The organism is Polaromonas sp., assembly GCF_030689685.1.
Taxonomy (GTDB): domain Bacteria; phylum Pseudomonadota; class Gammaproteobacteria; order Burkholderiales; family Burkholderiaceae_C; genus Polaromonas.
In genome coordinates, this window is sequence record NZ_JAUYEY010000041.1 from 1 (window position 1) to 16310 (window position 16310).

18 protein-coding genes and 1 pseudogene are annotated in these 16310 nt (G+C 60.7%); 12 read left to right on the plus strand and 7 right to left on the minus strand.

What is annotated here, in order from left to right:
* Window positions 1-170: 170 nt before the first annotated feature.
* Window positions 171-2069 carry a galactose oxidase early set domain-containing protein gene (locus tag Q8O29_RS10330; RefSeq protein WP_305562453.1) on the minus strand — a complete coding sequence of 633 codons (1899 nt, stop codon included), beginning with the start codon at window positions 2067-2069 and terminating at the stop codon, window positions 171-173.
* Window positions 2070-2367: 298 nt separating this feature from the next.
* Here Q8O29_RS10330 and Q8O29_RS10335 point away from each other — a divergent pair, with 298 nt between their 5' ends.
* A complete protein-coding gene (locus tag Q8O29_RS10335; RefSeq protein WP_305562455.1) occupies window positions 2368-4710 on the plus strand; it encodes a xanthine dehydrogenase family protein molybdopterin-binding subunit in 2343 nt (780 codons plus the stop codon).
* 1 nt (window position 4711) lies between these two features.
* On the opposite strand, the gene Q8O29_RS10340 is transcribed toward Q8O29_RS10335, so the two are convergent.
* The gene (locus Q8O29_RS10340) at window positions 4712-5602 is read right to left on the minus strand and encodes a LysR family transcriptional regulator (protein ID WP_305562457.1); all 891 of its coding nucleotides are present in this window, start codon (window positions 5600-5602) and stop codon (window positions 4712-4714) included.
* A 98-nt stretch (window positions 5603-5700) separates the two neighbouring features.
* On the opposite strand from Q8O29_RS10340, the gene Q8O29_RS10345 reads away from it, so the two are divergent.
* The 10 genes from Q8O29_RS10345 to Q8O29_RS10390 all read left to right on the plus strand — a co-directional run bounded on the left by Q8O29_RS10345 (window position 5701) and on the right by Q8O29_RS10390 (window position 12222).
* Window positions 5701-5928 carry a hypothetical protein gene (locus Q8O29_RS10345; RefSeq protein WP_305562459.1) on the plus strand — a complete coding sequence of 76 codons (228 nt, stop codon included), beginning with the start codon at window positions 5701-5703 and terminating at the stop codon, window positions 5926-5928.
* Between the two features lie 195 nt (window positions 5929-6123).
* Complete coding sequence (locus Q8O29_RS10350; protein ID WP_305562461.1) at window positions 6124-6384, plus strand: zf-TFIIB domain-containing protein; 261 nt, start codon at window positions 6124-6126, stop codon at window positions 6382-6384.
* A 29-nt stretch (window positions 6385-6413) separates the two neighbouring features.
* The gene (locus Q8O29_RS10355) at window positions 6414-6830 is read left to right on the plus strand and encodes a TerB family tellurite resistance protein (RefSeq protein ID WP_305562463.1); all 417 of its coding nucleotides are present in this window, start codon (window positions 6414-6416) and stop codon (window positions 6828-6830) included.
* Entirely contained in the window at window positions 6827-6982 is a 156-nt protein-coding gene (locus Q8O29_RS10360) for a hypothetical protein (RefSeq protein ID WP_305562465.1), read from the plus strand. The genes Q8O29_RS10355 and Q8O29_RS10360 overlap by 4 nt, the downstream gene beginning before the upstream one ends.
* A 62-nt stretch (window positions 6983-7044) precedes the next feature.
* Window positions 7045-8064, plus strand: coding sequence for a TerC family protein (locus tag Q8O29_RS10365; protein WP_305562467.1), 1020 nt, complete (start codon window positions 7045-7047; stop codon window positions 8062-8064).
* Window positions 8065-8165: 101 nt separating this feature from the next.
* Window positions 8166-9140 carry a TerC family protein gene (locus tag Q8O29_RS10370; RefSeq protein WP_305562469.1) on the plus strand — a complete coding sequence of 325 codons (975 nt, stop codon included), beginning with the start codon at window positions 8166-8168 and terminating at the stop codon, window positions 9138-9140.
* On the plus strand, window positions 9137-9652 hold the full coding sequence (locus Q8O29_RS10375; RefSeq protein WP_305562471.1) for a universal stress protein: 516 nt from the start codon (window positions 9137-9139) through the stop codon (window positions 9650-9652). The genes Q8O29_RS10370 and Q8O29_RS10375 overlap by 4 nt, the downstream gene beginning before the upstream one ends.
* 25 nt (window positions 9653-9677) lie before the next feature.
* Complete coding sequence (locus Q8O29_RS10380) at window positions 9678-10625, plus strand: sodium-dependent bicarbonate transport family permease (RefSeq protein WP_305562473.1); 948 nt, start codon at window positions 9678-9680, stop codon at window positions 10623-10625.
* 4 nt (window positions 10626-10629) lie between these two features.
* Window positions 10630-10932 (plus strand): P-II family nitrogen regulator, encoded by a 303-nt coding sequence (locus tag Q8O29_RS10385; RefSeq protein ID WP_305562474.1) that lies wholly within the window; start codon window positions 10630-10632, stop codon window positions 10930-10932.
* 219 nt (window positions 10933-11151) lie between these two features.
* The gene (locus tag Q8O29_RS10390) at window positions 11152-12222 is read left to right on the plus strand and encodes a flavodoxin family protein (protein WP_305562476.1); all 1071 of its coding nucleotides are present in this window, start codon (window positions 11152-11154) and stop codon (window positions 12220-12222) included.
* Window positions 12223-12235: 13 nt separating this feature from the next.
* Here Q8O29_RS10390 and Q8O29_RS10395 read toward each other — a convergent pair whose 3' ends face one another.
* Together Q8O29_RS10395 and Q8O29_RS10400 are read right to left on the minus strand one after the other, a co-directional pair.
* Window positions 12236-12622, minus strand: a complete 387-nt coding sequence (locus Q8O29_RS10395) for a TerB family tellurite resistance protein (RefSeq protein WP_305562478.1) — start codon at window positions 12620-12622, stop codon at window positions 12236-12238.
* Between the two features lie 241 nt (window positions 12623-12863).
* A complete protein-coding gene (locus Q8O29_RS10400) occupies window positions 12864-13163 on the minus strand; it encodes a MarR family winged helix-turn-helix transcriptional regulator (protein WP_305562480.1) in 300 nt (99 codons plus the stop codon).
* 160 nt (window positions 13164-13323) lie between these two features.
* On the opposite strand from Q8O29_RS10400, the gene Q8O29_RS10405 reads away from it, so the two are divergent.
* Window positions 13324-13713 (plus strand): DUF302 domain-containing protein, encoded by a 390-nt coding sequence (locus Q8O29_RS10405; RefSeq protein ID WP_305562482.1) that lies wholly within the window; start codon window positions 13324-13326, stop codon window positions 13711-13713.
* 70 nt (window positions 13714-13783) lie between these two features.
* Here Q8O29_RS10405 and Q8O29_RS10410 read toward each other — a convergent pair.
* The 3 genes and pseudogenes from Q8O29_RS10410 to Q8O29_RS10420 form a co-directional block, all read right to left on the minus strand.
* Window positions 13784-14195 (minus strand): annotated as a pseudogene (locus tag Q8O29_RS10410) (IS6 family transposase); the annotation flags it as partial.
* 236 nt (window positions 14196-14431) lie between these two features.
* Complete coding sequence (locus tag Q8O29_RS10415; protein ID WP_305562484.1) at window positions 14432-15316, minus strand: ABC transporter permease; 885 nt, start codon at window positions 15314-15316, stop codon at window positions 14432-14434.
* A 3-nt stretch (window positions 15317-15319) separates the two neighbouring features.
* Window positions 15320-16261, minus strand: coding sequence for an ABC transporter permease (locus Q8O29_RS10420; RefSeq protein WP_305562485.1), 942 nt, complete (start codon window positions 16259-16261; stop codon window positions 15320-15322).
* Window positions 16262-16310: the final 49 nt, after the last annotated feature.

The window sequence follows — 16310 nt, forward strand, 5'->3', positions numbered from 1 at the left end:
ATCCGCTCATATGCCGCGACCATGCACAAGCAAGGGGCGAACATCTTTGACTCCCTTGTCGCCGCCTTCAAGGGTGCACCGCCTCAGCCCCGCTTCGGCTGAATCCAGTACGTCTGCCTAAAGTTGGGCTGAGTAGTTACAGAATCTTATGACTTAAGCCGGACGCCGGATCAGGTCACCCGCACGAATTTGGCGACGGAGGGGATGCCTTGCGAGTCCATCACGAAAAGCATGTAATAACCCGGCGGAACCAGTGCGCTTGATGACGGAACGGTCGCTGTCAGTCCGTTGGTGCGCGGCTGCACGCGCAGCTTGATCGCACGTTGGTGCATGTCATTGCCATGCGTCGTGGCGCCAGGCGCCACCAATACCGCACTGACCATGTCACTGCGGTCGGTGGAAATATTGAAGGATTGGCCGTACGCGACATTCGTGGGTGCGGCAGTGATTTTGGGTTGGGGGCCTTTGAACAAATACGGCGGCGAGTAGACCTGGGCCTTGTGCTGGAACGCGGCTTGCGCTGAGTAGTCCATGTCATCTTGAGACAGCAAGACGGTTGCGTCGGGAAGCAGAATGGCAGTGGAGTGGTACGCGGCCTGAATAGTGTGCGGTGCCAGTTTCAACCACGTACCGGTGGTATCGATGGCTGCCTTGGAATAAAGCTCGGTACTGAATTCCGCGTCTTCATAGCCGTACAAGCCTTTGTTGCCGCCAACGGTCAGCAGTGTTCCGTCGGGCAGGATGACCGTGTTGGCGTTGTGCCGGGGCGTCTGCCATTGCGGATAGGTTTTCCAACCCAACGCCGGATTGAAACCGTCCAGCCATTCGTTGGCTGCGAGCGGGATTTTCTCCGTGTGCCCGCCAGCAACCATGATCAGTTGCCGGGGCTGAGCGGGCGAGGCATCGGTATAGGAAATGCCGTTGCCCAGGTAGTAATGGTCGCTTTTCATGCGCGGCAGACCGCTCCAGTTCCACGTCGCCGGGTTTAGCTGGAAGCTACTGGCGGCATTCGGTCCGGCCTCCAGCATTTGCCCCGAGGGCAGCAGAAATTGCAAGGGGTACAGGCCCGAAGAATTGTGCGTGGAGACGACCTGGATGGTGCCGATGCCGTCGATGTTGGGATCCGGCGTCAACACCTCGACGGCGTTGGTGATGGCGCCGTAGCCAGTTTCGTCCATCCCGCTGGTAATGACAACTCGGTTGTCGGCCAGCTGGGTCACCGTCGGGTACCAGCGGCCGCGCACCATGTCGGGCTGTTTGGCCCAAAGTTCATTCAGGGGGTTGAAGGTGTAGTTGGTCAGTGTCCCCGCCCAGTTGGTGGCGCCGCCCGGCGCGTTGGGATCGGGGTAGCGCAGGTTGCCTCCAGCGAGATAGACGCGACCATCACTGAGGATGGTTTGACCGGCGCACCAGACGTTTTCTGGCGGAGGGATGTTGTAGCCGGTGCGGCTGCTTGGATTCCAGATGAACGCAACCCCGTTTTTCGAATTGGCCGGGTTGTGATAATCCACTGGATCGTAGGACCAGAACATGACATTGCCCGTGTGCAAAAGTACTGCGGCAACGCCCACGACAGGAATGATGAACGGGTCACTCCAGCGGCCCATCGTGGCCGGATCCAGATTGCCTGCTGCAGCAGCGGCAAGGGTTGGGGTGCCGCCAGGCTCCGCCAGCGCTGACCCACCGCCCAGCCCCCGAAGGTCTGCAGGTTTGCCTTTGCGGGTTTTGAACGCTGCTTGTTTGGCCGCCTCGTCGTCTTTGAGTGTTTGATCGGCGGACTTGAGGATGCCCTTTGCCGGAACCTTGCGCACACCCCGTTCGACCTCGCATTGCACCAGGCGCATGTGGGCATGCTGGTCGGCGTGACGTGCACCCAGTGTTTCCGTTTCATGTCGATGTTTTTTCGCTTCTATATCTGCGGGCTGGCAAGCCTTGGCGTTCCTTGCATGGGCATGAGAGGCCGAGGGCGTTTGCGCCAGTGACGCAAGCGGCATTGCAAGCAGATTTGCAAGGAAAAAAGCGGAAGAAAGCGCAATCGGACGGGACGCAGGAGTGAAGTGGTAGGGCATATGATGGGTTACCTAAAGGTGGCAGGCAGAATGCAGAAAAAAACGTAAGTGCTCATAAAAAACTGTAACTCTCGCAAATCCCGGTTTCGTGAGCTATTGGCGATAGCCGATGTAGGACATTTTTCTTTGGGTCTCTGCGGTATTGATTGATTTGCATACGGCAATCGGCTGAGCAAAAAAAAGGGGGTATTGCCGGCTGTGACGGCGGCTTCAAACAGTCACATCGATATTGCGTTCACATTTGTTTCAGCTTGCAAACCATCGGGTATTTGGTGCGTTGACTACCGAAGGACATTTTTTGAAGACTTTCTCCCAATCTGATTTTTCAACTTCGGCGCGTTTTGGCAGCGGAAAGTCGGTGCGCCGCCTCGAAGACGACGCGCTGCTGGCCGGCGCCGGCCAGTTCACCGACGACGTGACACTGGCGCAGCAGACCCATTTGTTTTTTGTGCGTTCGCCCTATCCCCATGCACGCATTGCCGCGCTGGACACTGCGGCGGCCCTGGCCATGCCGGGCGTACTGAAGATCATCACCGGTGCCGAACTGGTGGCTGCCGGTGTCAAGCCAATTCCCGGCATTGGCGGCTTCGTGCGCGCCGACGGCTCGCCCTGCGCGACACCGCCAAGGCGCGCCCTGGCCCATGAACGCGTGCGTTTTGTCGGCGAGCCGGTGGCCGCCGTCGTCGCCCTGAGCCTGCGCCAGGCGCGCGACGCGGCCGAGGCGGTGAGGGTGGACTACGACGAGCTGCCCATGGTGGTGGACGTGAACGACGCGACGGCCGCTGGTGCGCCGACGCTGTGCCCCGAGGCGCCGGACAACATCGCGGCCGAGACGCGTTACGGCGATGCGACTGCCACTGCCGCCGCTTTTGCGGCTGCGCGCCACATCGTCACACTCGACATCGTGAACCAGCGCTTGTCGGCCTTGAGCCTGGAGCCGCGCTCGGTGCTGGCCGGTTTCGACACCGTGTCGCAGCGCCTGACCCTCCGCATGAGTACGCAGATGCCATCGGGCGTACGCAATTCGGTGTGCGACGCGCTGGGCATTCCGAAAGAGGCCGTGCGTGTGATCGTCGGCGACGTGGGCGGCGGCTTTGGCATGAAAACCGGCGTGTACCCCGAAGACGTGGCGGTGGCCTTTTGCGCGCGCAGCTTGCAACGCGCGGTCAAGTGGGTGGCCGACCGCAGCGAGGAATTTGTCTCCGCCACCCACGGCCGCGACCTGCAAAGCCATGCCGAACTGGCGCTTGACGAGAGCGGAAAAATCCTCGCGCTGCGGCTGGCTTCGCTGGCCAATGTCGGCGCCTACCCGACCGGCGCGGGCGCGGCCATCCAGTTGCTGATTGGCCCCTGGGTGCAGACCAGCGTGTATGACATCCAGACCATCGACTTCCATTTTCGCGCGGTGCTGACCAACACCGCGCCGACCAGCGCCTACCGGGGCGCGGGCCGGCCCGAGGCCATCTTCATCATGGAGCGGCTGATGGACGAGGCCGCGCGCCAGACCGGCATGGACCGCATCGCGCTGCGCCGCCGCAACTTCATCACCCCGGCGCAGATGCCTTACAAAAATCCCATGGGCCAGGTCTATGACAGCGGGCGCTTCGAGTCCGTGATGGACCAGGCGCTGGTGCTGGCAGACTGGACAGGTTTCGAGGCGCGCGCCGCCGCATCGAAGCAGCTCGGGCTGCTGCGCGGACTTGGCATTTCGACTTTTCTGGAATGGACAGGCGGCAATGCGCTGGAAGAACGCGTGACCCTTTGTGTCCGCGCCGACGACGGCGTGATCGAGGTGTTCTCCGCTGTCAATGCCATGGGGCAGGGCATCCTGACCTCGCTGACGCAACTGGTGGTGGATGCCTTCGGCGTGCCGCCCGAGCAAGTGCGCATCGTGCTGGGTGACACCGACCGCGGTGACGGCTTCGGCAGCGCGGGCTCGCGCTCGCTGTTCACCGGCGGCTCGGCCGTGCGCGTGGGCGCCGAGCGCACAATAGACAAGGCCCGACAGCTCGCGGCTAAAGAGTTGGAAGCCGCCGAGCAGGACATCAGCTACGCCGATGGCCAATTCACCGTGACAGGCACCGACCTGGCCATTGACATTTTTGCGCTGGCGGCCCGCCAGGGCGACCAGCGCATCTTCATGGACTCGACCACCGCCGTGGCCGGACCGTCCTGGCCCAACGGCTGCCACATCAGCGAGGTCGAGATCGATCCGCAGACGGGCCAGGTAGCGGTGGTGGCCTATGCCTCGGTCAACGATGTGGGCCGCGTTGTGAACCCGATGATCGTGCGCGGCCAGCTTGACGGCGGCGCGGTGCAGGGCATCGGTCAGGCGCTGTTGGAACACCTGGTGTACGACCGCGAAACCGGGCAGCCGGTGACAGGCAGCCTGATGGATTACTCCGCGCCGCGCGCAGAAGACACCCCCGATTTCAAAACCGAGATGGACGAATCGACTCCCTGCCTTAACAACCCGCTGGGCGTCAAAGGAGTGGGCGAACTCGGCACGATTGGCGCCGGGCCCACGGTGGTCAATGCCGTGGCGGATGCGCTGGCGCGGTCCGGCTTCGCTGCGCAGTCGCCGCGCCTGCAGATGCCGCTGTCAGCTTCCAGGCTGTGGACCCTGATGCAATCCCGCTAAGTCAATGGTGCCGTTGCGCCGGCAACAGCCGCTGCACCAGCGGATGCAGCACCTTCTTGTGCGCACCGATGGCAAAAAAATTCTCTTCCACGCCCTCAGACACCCCAATGCGTTTGACGCCGTAATGGGCCACCAGGTCGTCGTGCACCAGCTCGGCCATCGGAAACACGCCCATGCCGGCAGCGCCAAAGGTTTGGAGCAAGGCGCTGTCTTCGAACTCCCCCACCGTGTTGGGCTTGATGTCCAGACGCTCGAACCAATGTGCCAGCCGCGAGCGCACGGCCGCCTGGTTTGTGGGCAGCAGTACCGGGACTTTGGCCAGCGAGTGCGGAAAATCGCGCCGCGCCGCAGCGTAGAGTGATGGCGGCGCATACCAGGCCAGCGGCGATGAACCGAGCGAGTGGCTATACACCTTGAAGTTGGGGTTGGGTGCCGCCGGCCGGTCGGCCAGCACCACGTCGAGCCGGTGCAGCGCCAGATCGCCGAGCAGGTCTTCAAACTCGTCCACCTGGCACAGCAGGCGCAGGTTCGGCTCCTGCATGACCGGCTGCATCAGGTGGCTGACCGCCAGCTTGGGCAAGGCATCCGATATGCCCACCACCAGGCGCACGGTGGGTGAGCCCACAGCGTCGCGTACCAGCTCGGGCAGCTGCTCACCCAGTTGAAAAATCTGCTCGGCCTGGCGCATGGCGGCTATGCCTGCATCGGTCAGTACCACCCCGCGCCCGGCCGGTTTCAGAAGCGCGTAGCCCAGTGAACGTTCCAGTTCGCGGACCTGCGTGCTCACGGTTTGCACCGCCATGTCCAGCCGCTCGGCGGCGCGCGCCATGCCGCCTTCTTTGGCTACCACCCAGAAGTAATACAGATGTCGATAATTGAAGGCGGGATTCATTGTCAGTTTTTTCAGAAGTTTTTGTATCTAATTATCTTCTTTTTATATATTTAGCAAAGCCCTATCGTTGCGTCCTGTTCAACTGCAAGGAGTCAGTTATGCAAGTGATATTTGAATCCCGTGACCCCGAAGCCAGCCAACTGCGCGTGCTGACGGTGCGCCGTGTGCGGTTTGTGCTGCGGCGGCTGGCCTGGCTGGTGCCCCGGGCCCGGGTCCAGTTGAGCGATGTGAATGGGGCGCGTGGTGGCATTGACAAACGCTGCCAGGTGGAATTGATGACTGACGGCATGGACCCGGTGGTGGTGACATCGATCGCACGCAGCTAGCATGTGGCACTGCAAAGTGCCTTGTCACGCGCTGCCGCTTCTTTGCTGCGCCACTGGAACCGGGAGCGAACGCATCGAATTCCTGGCCCGCGCGCCATCGCGCTGGACCGCTGACTGTGCCCTGAACCACCTGCGGAGGGTGTCTGCTGCGCCATTGCAAGAACCTTTTTTTCAATCCAACTTCTGGAGACCTTCATGAAATGCCCGACCTGTCCCGACTCTGCACTCCTGATCACTGAGCGGCAAGGGATCGAAATTGACTACTGTGCGCAATGCCGAGGTGTGTGGCTTGACCGCGGCGAGCTCGACAAACTGATTGCGCTTTCTTCGGTGGCGCCGCCTACACGTTCGGTCACGGCGGCTGCGCGGGAAGACTTTGTCGACTCTGATCATCCGCGCAACCCCGGCCACTACCCCCGGCGCAAGAAGTCCTGGCTGGGCGACATCTTCGACTGAACCTTGCAACCCGCAGAAAGTACTCACCCATGAGAAGTTATCCGCAGAACAGCCCCCGCGCCGCTGCGCGTATTGTGGCGCTGGCCATTCTGTCCGACGGCAACATGTGCAAAACAGAGCTCGACATGCTTGACCACCTCAACGCGCATGAGGAGCTTGGGCTTAGCAAGGACGAGTTCCACGCAGTGGTTCACACCTTCTGCGAGGACTTGCTGGCTGCCGCCCATTCGATTTGGGGCGATATGTGCCGCGTGGACCCCAAGACCCTGACCGAGCTGATGGCCGAGATCAACGATCCGGAACTGCGGCGCAAGCTGGTTGGCCTGTGCGCCGCCGTGGTCGAGGCCGACGGCCATGTGGCCGAAGGCGAGTCGATTGTGCTGGGGGCTGCGGTAGAACACTGGGGCCTGGAGCACGCGATGCTGAAAGCGCCGGGGGGCGCATGACCGCCTATGCCCTCCCCATTGCGGCGCTGGGGGTGCTGATCCTGTGGTGTGCCTGGCGCGAGTACGTGGCCGACAACCGGCGCGATGCCCGGCTCATGGCCGCTTGCGGCGCCAGTGGGATTCTGGCTGGTACGGCGGCCTGGCTGGTCTGAGAGCCCGCCCGCTTTGCACCTTTAAAACAAACGGTTGAGAAAGTCGTATTTTGGAAAACCTGATGGAGCTTCTGCACCTGCCTTTCGTTGGCAAACCCGCCTGGGTCTGGCTGGCCTTCGTGGCTGTGGTGGTCGCGCTGCTGGCGTTTGACCTGGGGGTGCTGCATAAGGACGACAAGGAAATCGGGGTGCGCGAAAGCCTGTTTTTGTCGGGCGGCTACATCGGCATGGCCGTGCTGTTTGGTGCCTGGGTGTGGTGGTACTTTGGCGTGCAGAGCGGTACGGAGTATTTCACTGGCTTTCTGATTGAAAAATCGCTGTCGATGGACAACGTCTTTGTGATCGCGCTGATATTCACCTACCTTGCCATCCCGCGGCAGTACCAGCATCGGGTGCTGTTCTGGGGCATTTTGGGCGTGATTGTGCTGCGCGCCATCATGATTGGCCTGGGCGCGGCACTGATCAGCCAGTTCAGCTGGGTGCTTTATCTGTTTGGTGCCTTTCTGGTGCTCACCGGTATCAAGATGTGGCTGGTGGCAGACCACATGCCCGATATTGCCAACAACCCGATACTGAAGTTCTTGCGCAAACACCTGCGCGTGACGCCGACCTTGCACGGCAACGCTTTTTTTGTGCAGGCGCCCGACCCCGTGAGTGGCAAGCCGGTGCGCTGGGTCACCCCCTTGTTTCTGGCGCTGTGTATGGTGGAAGTGATTGACTTGGTTTTTGCGGTCGATTCGGTACCAGCGATTTTTGCCATCACCAACGACCCCTTCATTGTGTACACTAGCAATATTTTTGCCATTCTTGGCCTGCGCGCCCTGTACTTTGCGCTGGCCGCCATGATTCACCGCTTCAAGTACCTCAAATATGCACTGGCAATGGTCCTGGTGTTTATCGGCACCAAGATTTTCCTGGTCGGCATCATCGGCAAGATACCGCCGGTGGTATCGCTCTCGGTCACTTTTGGCCTGATCGCAGGTGGCGTGATCGTCTCGCTCTGGAAAACACGCGGCAAGCAACTCGCGCTGGACAAGCCACGAGAGGGGCCTGCTGACAGGCCGGGCGCGACAAGTTATTGATTGCGCCTGACTGCCTGGCCTTGCCTACCGCCACCTTGGCGATGGCGAGTCGGCCGCAGTGTTCCATCCCCTATTTTCAATCTACCCTGACAGACTTGCTTATGAACAATATCGAATCTTTTGCCACCGGCCCCATGTGGGCCGGCTTTATTGCCTTCGTGATTGCCATGCTGGCCCTGGACCTGTTCGTCCTCGGTGGCAACAAGGCCCACCGTGTCACGGTCAAGGAGGCCGGGAGCTGGGTCGTGGCCTGGATGACCCTGGCCCTCACCTTCGGCGCCCTGTTGTGGTGGTACCTGGACGGAACGGCCGGCCGCGAGATGGCCAACCGCAAGGCGCTGGAGTTCTTTACCGGCTACCTCATCGAACAGACCTTGTCGGTGGACAACATGTTCGTGTTCGTCATGATCTTCACCTACTTCGCGGTGCCGCCCGAGCTACAGCGGCGCGTTCTGTTGTATGGGGTGATAGGTGCGATTGTCATGCGCGCCGGCATGATTTTGGCCGGGGTCTGGCTGGTGTCGGAATTTGCCTGGATTCTGTACGTGTTCGGCCTGTTCCTGGTAGTAACCGGAATCAAGATGTTGGTGATGGCCGATAAAAAACCCGACCTGGAGAAGAACCCCGTGTTGCGCTGGCTGCGCGGCCACATGCGCATCACTCCGGGCTTTCATGGCGAGAAGTTCTTCGTCCGCATCAACGGTCTGCGTTATGCGACGCCGATGTTCCTGGTGCTGGTGATGATCGAGGTCAGCGACCTGGTTTTTGCGGTTGACAGTATTCCGGCCATCTTCGCGGTCACCAACGACCCGTTCATCATATTCACCTCCAACATCTTCGCTATCATGGGTTTGCGGGCGCTGTATTTTCTGCTGGCCGACATGGCTGAACGCTTTCACCTGCTCAAGTACGGCCTGGCGCTGGTGCTGGTCTTCATAGGCGGCAAGATGCTGGTCATGCCCTGGTTCCATATGCCCGTGCAGTGGTCTCTGGCGATTGTCGGTTCGATCATTTTGATTTCCGTGATTCTCAGTTTGAAGTTTTCGGGTCGAACCCTCTCAAGGACCAAATCATGAGTAAAGTTGCATTGCAGGACGACATGCCCGTGCCTGTTATTGAGCAGCGTGACGACATGGGAAGGCTTGTTGCCGTCGCCTGGAAGGGCGTGGCGAGCGATGAAGCCGCAGGCAATGATCGCTGGCTCGTGGCGGTGGATGGCTCAGCCTGCTCCCTGCGCGCTGTCGAGATGGTCGGGCGCATGGCTGCTGTGGAGCAGGGCGCCGGGGTCGATCTGGTCCACGTTCAGTCCTGGCTGAACAAAGAGGCTGCAGAGACCGAACTGGCGCGGCGCGGCTGGGCAGCAACCGCACAGGCGCGTCGGTTCCTCGACGCGGCAGGCGTCAGTTGGCGTCTGCAGTCCCTCATGGGGGAAGAGGCCCCGGAGATTGTCCGCCTGGCTGAGGCACTCGGCAGTCGCGGCATTGCCATGGGTTCGCGCGGGCAGACGGCTGCCGAATCCGTGTTGCTCGGGTCGGTGGCCTACAAGGTGGTGCACCTGGCCAAATCATCCGTCCTGTTGGTGCGGTGAGGCGCTCGACGGTCCAGGATCCATGATGTCCAGCTTTGAACCCGTCATCCTCTTCTTCTTGCTGGGCGCGCTGGCTGGTTTCGTGCGTTCGGATCTCAAGATACCGGGCGTCCTTTACGAGTCGTTGAGCATCTTCCTGCTGCTCGCCATCGGCCTCAAAGGAGGTGTCGAGCTTGCGCGTTATCCGCTGTCAGAAGTAGCCCTGCCAGCGTTGTGGGTGGTAGCGGTGGGCGCGCTGATTCCCCTGGTTGCCTACCCGGTGCTACGCAAGCTGGGGAGCCTTTCCCGCGCCGATGCAGGGTCGATCGCCGGACACTATGGTTCGGTGAGTGTGGTGACCTTCGCGGTAGGCGCGGCTTATCTCGCCCGGCTGGGCGAGACCGCAGAGGGCTACATGGTGGTCTTTCTCGTGCTGCTCGAGTTTCCCGCCCTGGTCATCGGCGTATTGCTGGCGCGGCGTGAGGAGCGTGACATGCCCTGGCGGCAGGTCTTGCACGAGGTGTTTGCCGGTAAAAGTATTGTGCTGTTGGTAGGTGGCCTGGTCATTGGCTGGATGGCTGGTGCCGGCGGCATCGCCCCCCTGGACCGCCTGTTCTTCGATCTCTTCAAAGGTGTGCTTGCGTTTTTTCTGCTTGAAATGGGCCTGGTGGTCGCGCGGCGTTTTGGTGAATTGCGTCGCGCCGGCATGTTCCTGATCGCGTTTGCTGTCCTGATGCCGCTGGCGGCGGCGGGCCTGGGCCTGCTCACTGGCTGGTGGCTGGGCCTGTCGGTGGGCGGCATCACGCTGCTGGCCACGCTGTATGCCAGCGCGTCCTACATTGCCGCGCCGGCGGCCATGCGCATCGCCGTGCCGCAGGCCAACCCCGCGCTGTCGATAGGCGCGGCTCTCGGCATCACCTTTCCGTTCAACCTGATTGTGGGCATTCCGCTGTATCACCGGCTGGCCCGGTCGCTTCACACCCTGGGAGTTTGAAACCATGGAAATGACTGCCCGCAAACTCCTGACGATCATCACCGAGGCTACCATCGAAGACACCCTGGTTCGGGAACTTGAGCAACTGGGTGCGCGCGGCTACACCATCACCGATGCACGCGGCAAGGGCAGCGGCGGCAAGCGCGACGCCACCTGGGGGCCGCAGGCAAACATACGGCTGGAGGTGCTGTGTGACGTGGCGACAGCGCACGCGATCTGTGCTGCGCTGAGCGAGCGCTACTCTGACAACTACTCGATGGTGATGTACGTTGGTGAGGTGGACGTGCTGAGGCCCTTGAAGTTCTGACTATCGCCTCCGGATCGCTCATTCAGCGCGCCTGCAGGCTTAAAGTTTAAGAAAAAAAGGCCTTCAGCCCATACCCTACGGTTATATGCAGCTATTTATTTGATAGCAATTCGCAATCTTTCCAAGGGCGCCGGCTGGTAGGAGGTTATCTTCCGTAAACCGCGTAGGACAGCGCCTAGACAACGGTTTGCTCCACGGGCGCCTGCCTACACTGGCCGAATGACCGATATCCGCAAAGGCCAGGCGCCGGCCGTTTTGTCGCGCAGCACTTTCCACGAACGCTTTATGCAGTCCTTCATGGACCCGGCCTTCCAGGCCGAGGAAGAAGCCATCTCGCGGGTCGAGCAGATTGCCTGGGATGCCTACAAAGAGGGCCGCAAGGCGCCGGTGACGCGCAAGGCTGGCCGCGCTTATGCCGACCCCGGCCACGACCTGTCGGTGGAATGGTTGGACGCGAAAAGCCGCATCAACAAGGCTGCCGTAGCGTGGAAGAAACCGGCAACGCCCTCCCGCGTGTTGCTGATCTGCGGTTCGGCCCGCAACGACGGCACCTGTCCCGGCGAAATCTCCAAGACCTTCCGCATGGTCGAGTGGGCGCAGAAGGTATTGAAGAAGGAGAAGATGGTGACCGACGTGCTGGACCTGAGCCTGCTCACATCAAGCTACCATCTGAACATTCACCCATGCAAGGGCTGTGCGTCGACCGCGATGCCGCTGTGCCACTGGCCTTGCAGTTGTTACCCCAACCATTCGCTGGGCCAGACCAGCGACTGGATGAACGAGATCTACGAACGCTGGACCGCAGCGCACGCCGTCATCATCATGACACCGGTGTACTGGTACCAGTCGCCAAGCCCGCTCAAACTCATGATCGACCGGCTGGTCTGCGCCGACGGCGGCAACCCCGACCCGACCACCACCCACGGCAAAAAACCGGCCGAGGCCAAGGCGCTCGAACTCCAAGGCTGGGACTACCCCAAACACCTGGCCGGGCGGGTGTACGGTCTGGTGGTGCATGGCGACGTGGCCGGCATTGAGGGCTCGCGGCGCGGCCTGTCGGACTGGCTGGACTGGATGGGGCTGATAGATGCGGGCAGCCAGGCCCGGTTGGACCGGTATGTTGGTTATTACGAGCCGTATGCAACCAGCCACCAGGCACTGGACGCCGACACCGCCATGCAGGGCGAGGTGCGCAACGTGGCTGCGGCGGTGGCGAATGCGGTGAAGGAACTGCGCGCCGGAAAACTGTCGCAGCTCGACCAGGGCCTGGCGCGGCAGCGGTCCAAATAACTCACACAGTTTGTCAGGCGGGCGCGGCGTTTTCCTTGGCGCGCATCTTGGCGCCAATGTACTCACTGTGCGTGACGTGAAGCAGCCCGGCGACCTTGCTGATCAGGCGGTTCTTGCGCGCATCCAGGTGCGCGTCGGCATAGGCCACCCGCCGCATGTTTTCAATGACTTCAATTTTTTGCGGATGTATTGAGTGCTCGTTCAGGGTGGTGGTAAAGCGGCGGTAATCGTGCGTTGTTTTGGCCGTCTCCTCGGCCAGCTCCAACAAGCGCGCGATCTTGTCATCGGCCAGCGCGAATTTTTCTCGCAGCGAGCCCAAGCTGGTGCAGGCGCTGGCGCAACTCAATGCGGCGGTGATGGACCCGGCCGGCGAGGTCGATCTGGGTTTTCGGCGCCTCATCGGCCATGTGCTGAGCAAGGTAGCCGGTTGCCTGTACTGCCAAGCGCACACCTTGCGGGGGCTAAAAATTTCGGTATCAGCGACGCCAAGCGGGCCGAGGTCTGGACCTATCAGACGAGTTCGCTGTACAACGAGAAAGAGCGGCTGGCGCTTGACTTTGCACGGGTGGCTGCGAGCCAGCCCAACGCGGTCACCGACGAACAGTTTGCACAGTTGCAGCAGCACTGGAGCGACAGCGAGATCACCGAGATGCTTGGGGTGTGGCCATGTTCGCCTTCCTCAACCGCTGGAACGACACCATGGGAACGCCGCGGGAGGTCAGCCCGACAGCGGTGGCCGCCAGAAGGCCTGCCTGCGCAGACTCCCATCGCGGCAGAGCCTCTTGCAGGGCAAGCCGGTCTTTGTCGCTCAGGACAATGCTGCGCGCCCGGCGGTCTGCGGCATCCACCCCGACATTCACCAGCCCGCGCCCGGTCAGGGGTTTCAATGCAGCGACCACTGTGGTGCGGTCCATGCCGAGTGCGTTGGAGAGTTCGCCCATGCTGATCAGCGCATTTGCCCGCCACCTTACAGCTCAGGGCCTCTGCGATTTCGGAAATTCTGAAGGAACCGATTGAAGGCGAACGAGTCGAACTCATGAAACTCTGCATTCAGACGAAATCAAGTCCTCCCGCTCAATAACCCCACTCAGGAGAAACACTATGTATGGATTTCACGCGACGCTCAATCTTTCGTTTGACGAGGCCGTGGAGCGCGTCACGGCGGCACTAAAGCACGAAGGCTTCGGCGTCCTGAGCGACATCGACATTCGGGGCGCGATGAAAGAAAAGCTCGGAATCGACATGCCACCGTACCGTATCCTTGGTGCCTGCAACCCGCCGCTAGCGCACAAGGCCTTGCAGGCCGACCCTGACATCGGCTTGCTGCTTCCCTGCAACATAGTTGTTCGACAGGAAGCCGAAGGTCAGATCACCGTCGCGTTCATCGATCCGATGGTGATGATGGAGATGGTGAAACAACCCGAGGTCCAGCATGTTGCGAAGGACGCGGCGCAGCGGCTGCGGCAGGTCTGTGAAAGTCTCGGGCAGTGAGGTATGGATTCAATTCCTCCCAGTTGACTTCGGGCGTTGGACGATTCGCGCTGATTGTTTTCGATGATGTGGTCGATGGCTGCCTTGTTGGCGCCGATCTTGTCCATAGTCACCTTCTCAGGAACCTCATTCGCACGCATGGCCTTCTCGAAAAACCGCATCGCTGCCTTCTTGTCACGCCTGGCAGTCAGTAAGAAGTCAACGGTCTTGCCTGCCTTGTCTACTGCACGATAAAGGTACTTCCACTGGCCATTGACTTTGATATAGGTCTCGTCCATTCGCCAGCTCTCACCCACTGGGCGTTTGTGTCTGCGAAACACCTTTTCCAGCAGGGGCAGAAATCGAATCGCCCACCGGCTGATCGATGAATGGTCGACCTGTACGCCACGCTCCTGCATCATTTCCTCAAGATGGCGGTAGCTCAGCGGATAAGCTGCGTATCAGCGGATGCATACCAGGATCACATCTATGGGAAAGCACATTCTTTTGGTGTCGAGCATGTCATGATCTTGCTTTGTTTTACAGTGAAGAAGCATACGTGTTCAGGCGCACCTGGTTAACGCGACAAAACCGGCGCAGCGGCACGCCATGCCCGCCAATAATCTGTTGTTGGTGGGCAAGGGCCTGACACATGCACGTTCAGCAGCTTCCTTTTTGACCTCCACGCACGAACCGACGCTCGAAGCCGCTGCATGCGCCGGGCAGGCGGTGATGGCACCTATTTGTGACGCGGATCGAGCGCGTCGCGCAAACCATCGCCTAGCAGGTTGAACGACAGCACCAGCAGGAAGATCGACGCCCCGGGCCAGATCGCCATCCACGGCGAATTGTCGACATAATTTTTGGCGGTATTGAGCATGCTTCCCCAGCTCGGTGTCGGCGGCTGCTGGCCCAGACCCAGGAAGGAAAGACTTGCCTCCGCAATGATGGCCGCGGCAATGGCCAGGGTCGCCTGCACAATCAGCGGCGGAAGGATGTTCGGCAGGATGTGCCGCAACGCGATCCGCCAGTGCGGATTGCCGACAGCGCGCGCCGCTTCGACGTAATCCTCGACCTTGACCGAGAGCACCTGCCCCCGCGTCAAGCGGATAAAGATGGGGGTGGCTGACACGCCGATGGCAATCATCGCATTGGTCAGGCTGGGGCCTAAAAAAGCGGCCAGCACAATGGCCAGAATCAAAAAAGGCACCGCCAGCATGGCGTCGGTGAAGCGTGAAATCAGGCTGTCCGTCCAGCCCCCCACGTAACCGGCGAGCAGGCCGATGGGTACGCCCAATGCCATGGCAATGCAGACCGACACCAGCCCGGCCATCAGCGAGGCTCTAGCGCCCCAGATGACGCGTGAAAGCACGTCGCGGCCAATTTCGTCGGTACCAAACAGATATTGGGCACTGGGCGCCTTGCGCACCGCACTCCAGCTGGTTTCTAGCGGATCCTGCGGCGCGATGCTGGGCGCGAAAAGCGCGATCGCGATAAAAAACACGACGATCACCAGCCCGAGCATCGCGCCACGGCGACGCAGCAGGCGCCGCAAGGCACGCCGTGCCGGCGTCAGCTCACGCACCTCAACAGGCGGATTCGAATCGACCACAATAGCACTCATGACCTATCCTCGCAGACGCGGGTTGACAACAAAATAAGCGAGATCGGCCAATAAATTCAGCACAATGTATACCGTCGCTGTGAAAAGCACCACGCCTTGCACCACGGCATAGTCCCGGTTGAACACCGCGTCCACAATCAATTTTCCAAAGCCGGGGATTGAGAACACCTGCTCCGTCAGCACTGCGCCTGACAGCAGCGTGCCAAACTCCAGCGCGCTGAGTGTGATGATGGGCGTCAGCGCATTGCGCAGCGCATGCTTGAGCACGACCGCGCGTTCGCCAAGCCCCTTGGCGCGCGCAGTGCGTACGTAATCGGCGTTGAGCACCTGCAGCATGGCACTGCGGGTATGGCGCATCAGCACTGCGGCAATGGCATTGCCAAGCACAAAAGCGGGCATGATCATGGCGGCGAGATTGGCCTTCAGGTCTTCGAACGGGCTCACATAGCCCGATGCCGGCAACCATCCGAGCGATACCGAGAACAGCAGGATCATCAGAATTCCGAGCCAGAAGTTCGGCGTCGACAATCCCCATAAGGCCACCACATTGGCCGCGTAATCCCAAACGGTATCCTTTGCAACCGCCGAAATGATGCCGGCGGGGATCCCGATCACCAGCGCAATCAGCATCGCCATCGACGCCAGCTGCAGCGTGACCGGCAGTTTTTCCAGAATCAGCTCGAGCACCGGTTTTTGAATCCGCAGCGATTCTCCGAGATCACCGGTAAATACGCCGCCGATCCAGTACGCATAACGCACCGGTAGCGGTTCGTCGAGATGCATTTTCTTTTGCAGGTAGGCGATCACATTCGGATCCTGGTCCTCACCGGCAAGCATGATGGCGGGGTCGCCCGGAAGCAGTTGCTGCAGCCCGAAAATAATAACCGTCACAAAGAAGACCGTCGGGACGATGGCAATCAGCCGCCTGAGAAAGTAATGAAGCATGGTGGTTCCGAAGCGCAACCGGGCTCGCAGCTACGAGCCCGGTTAACAA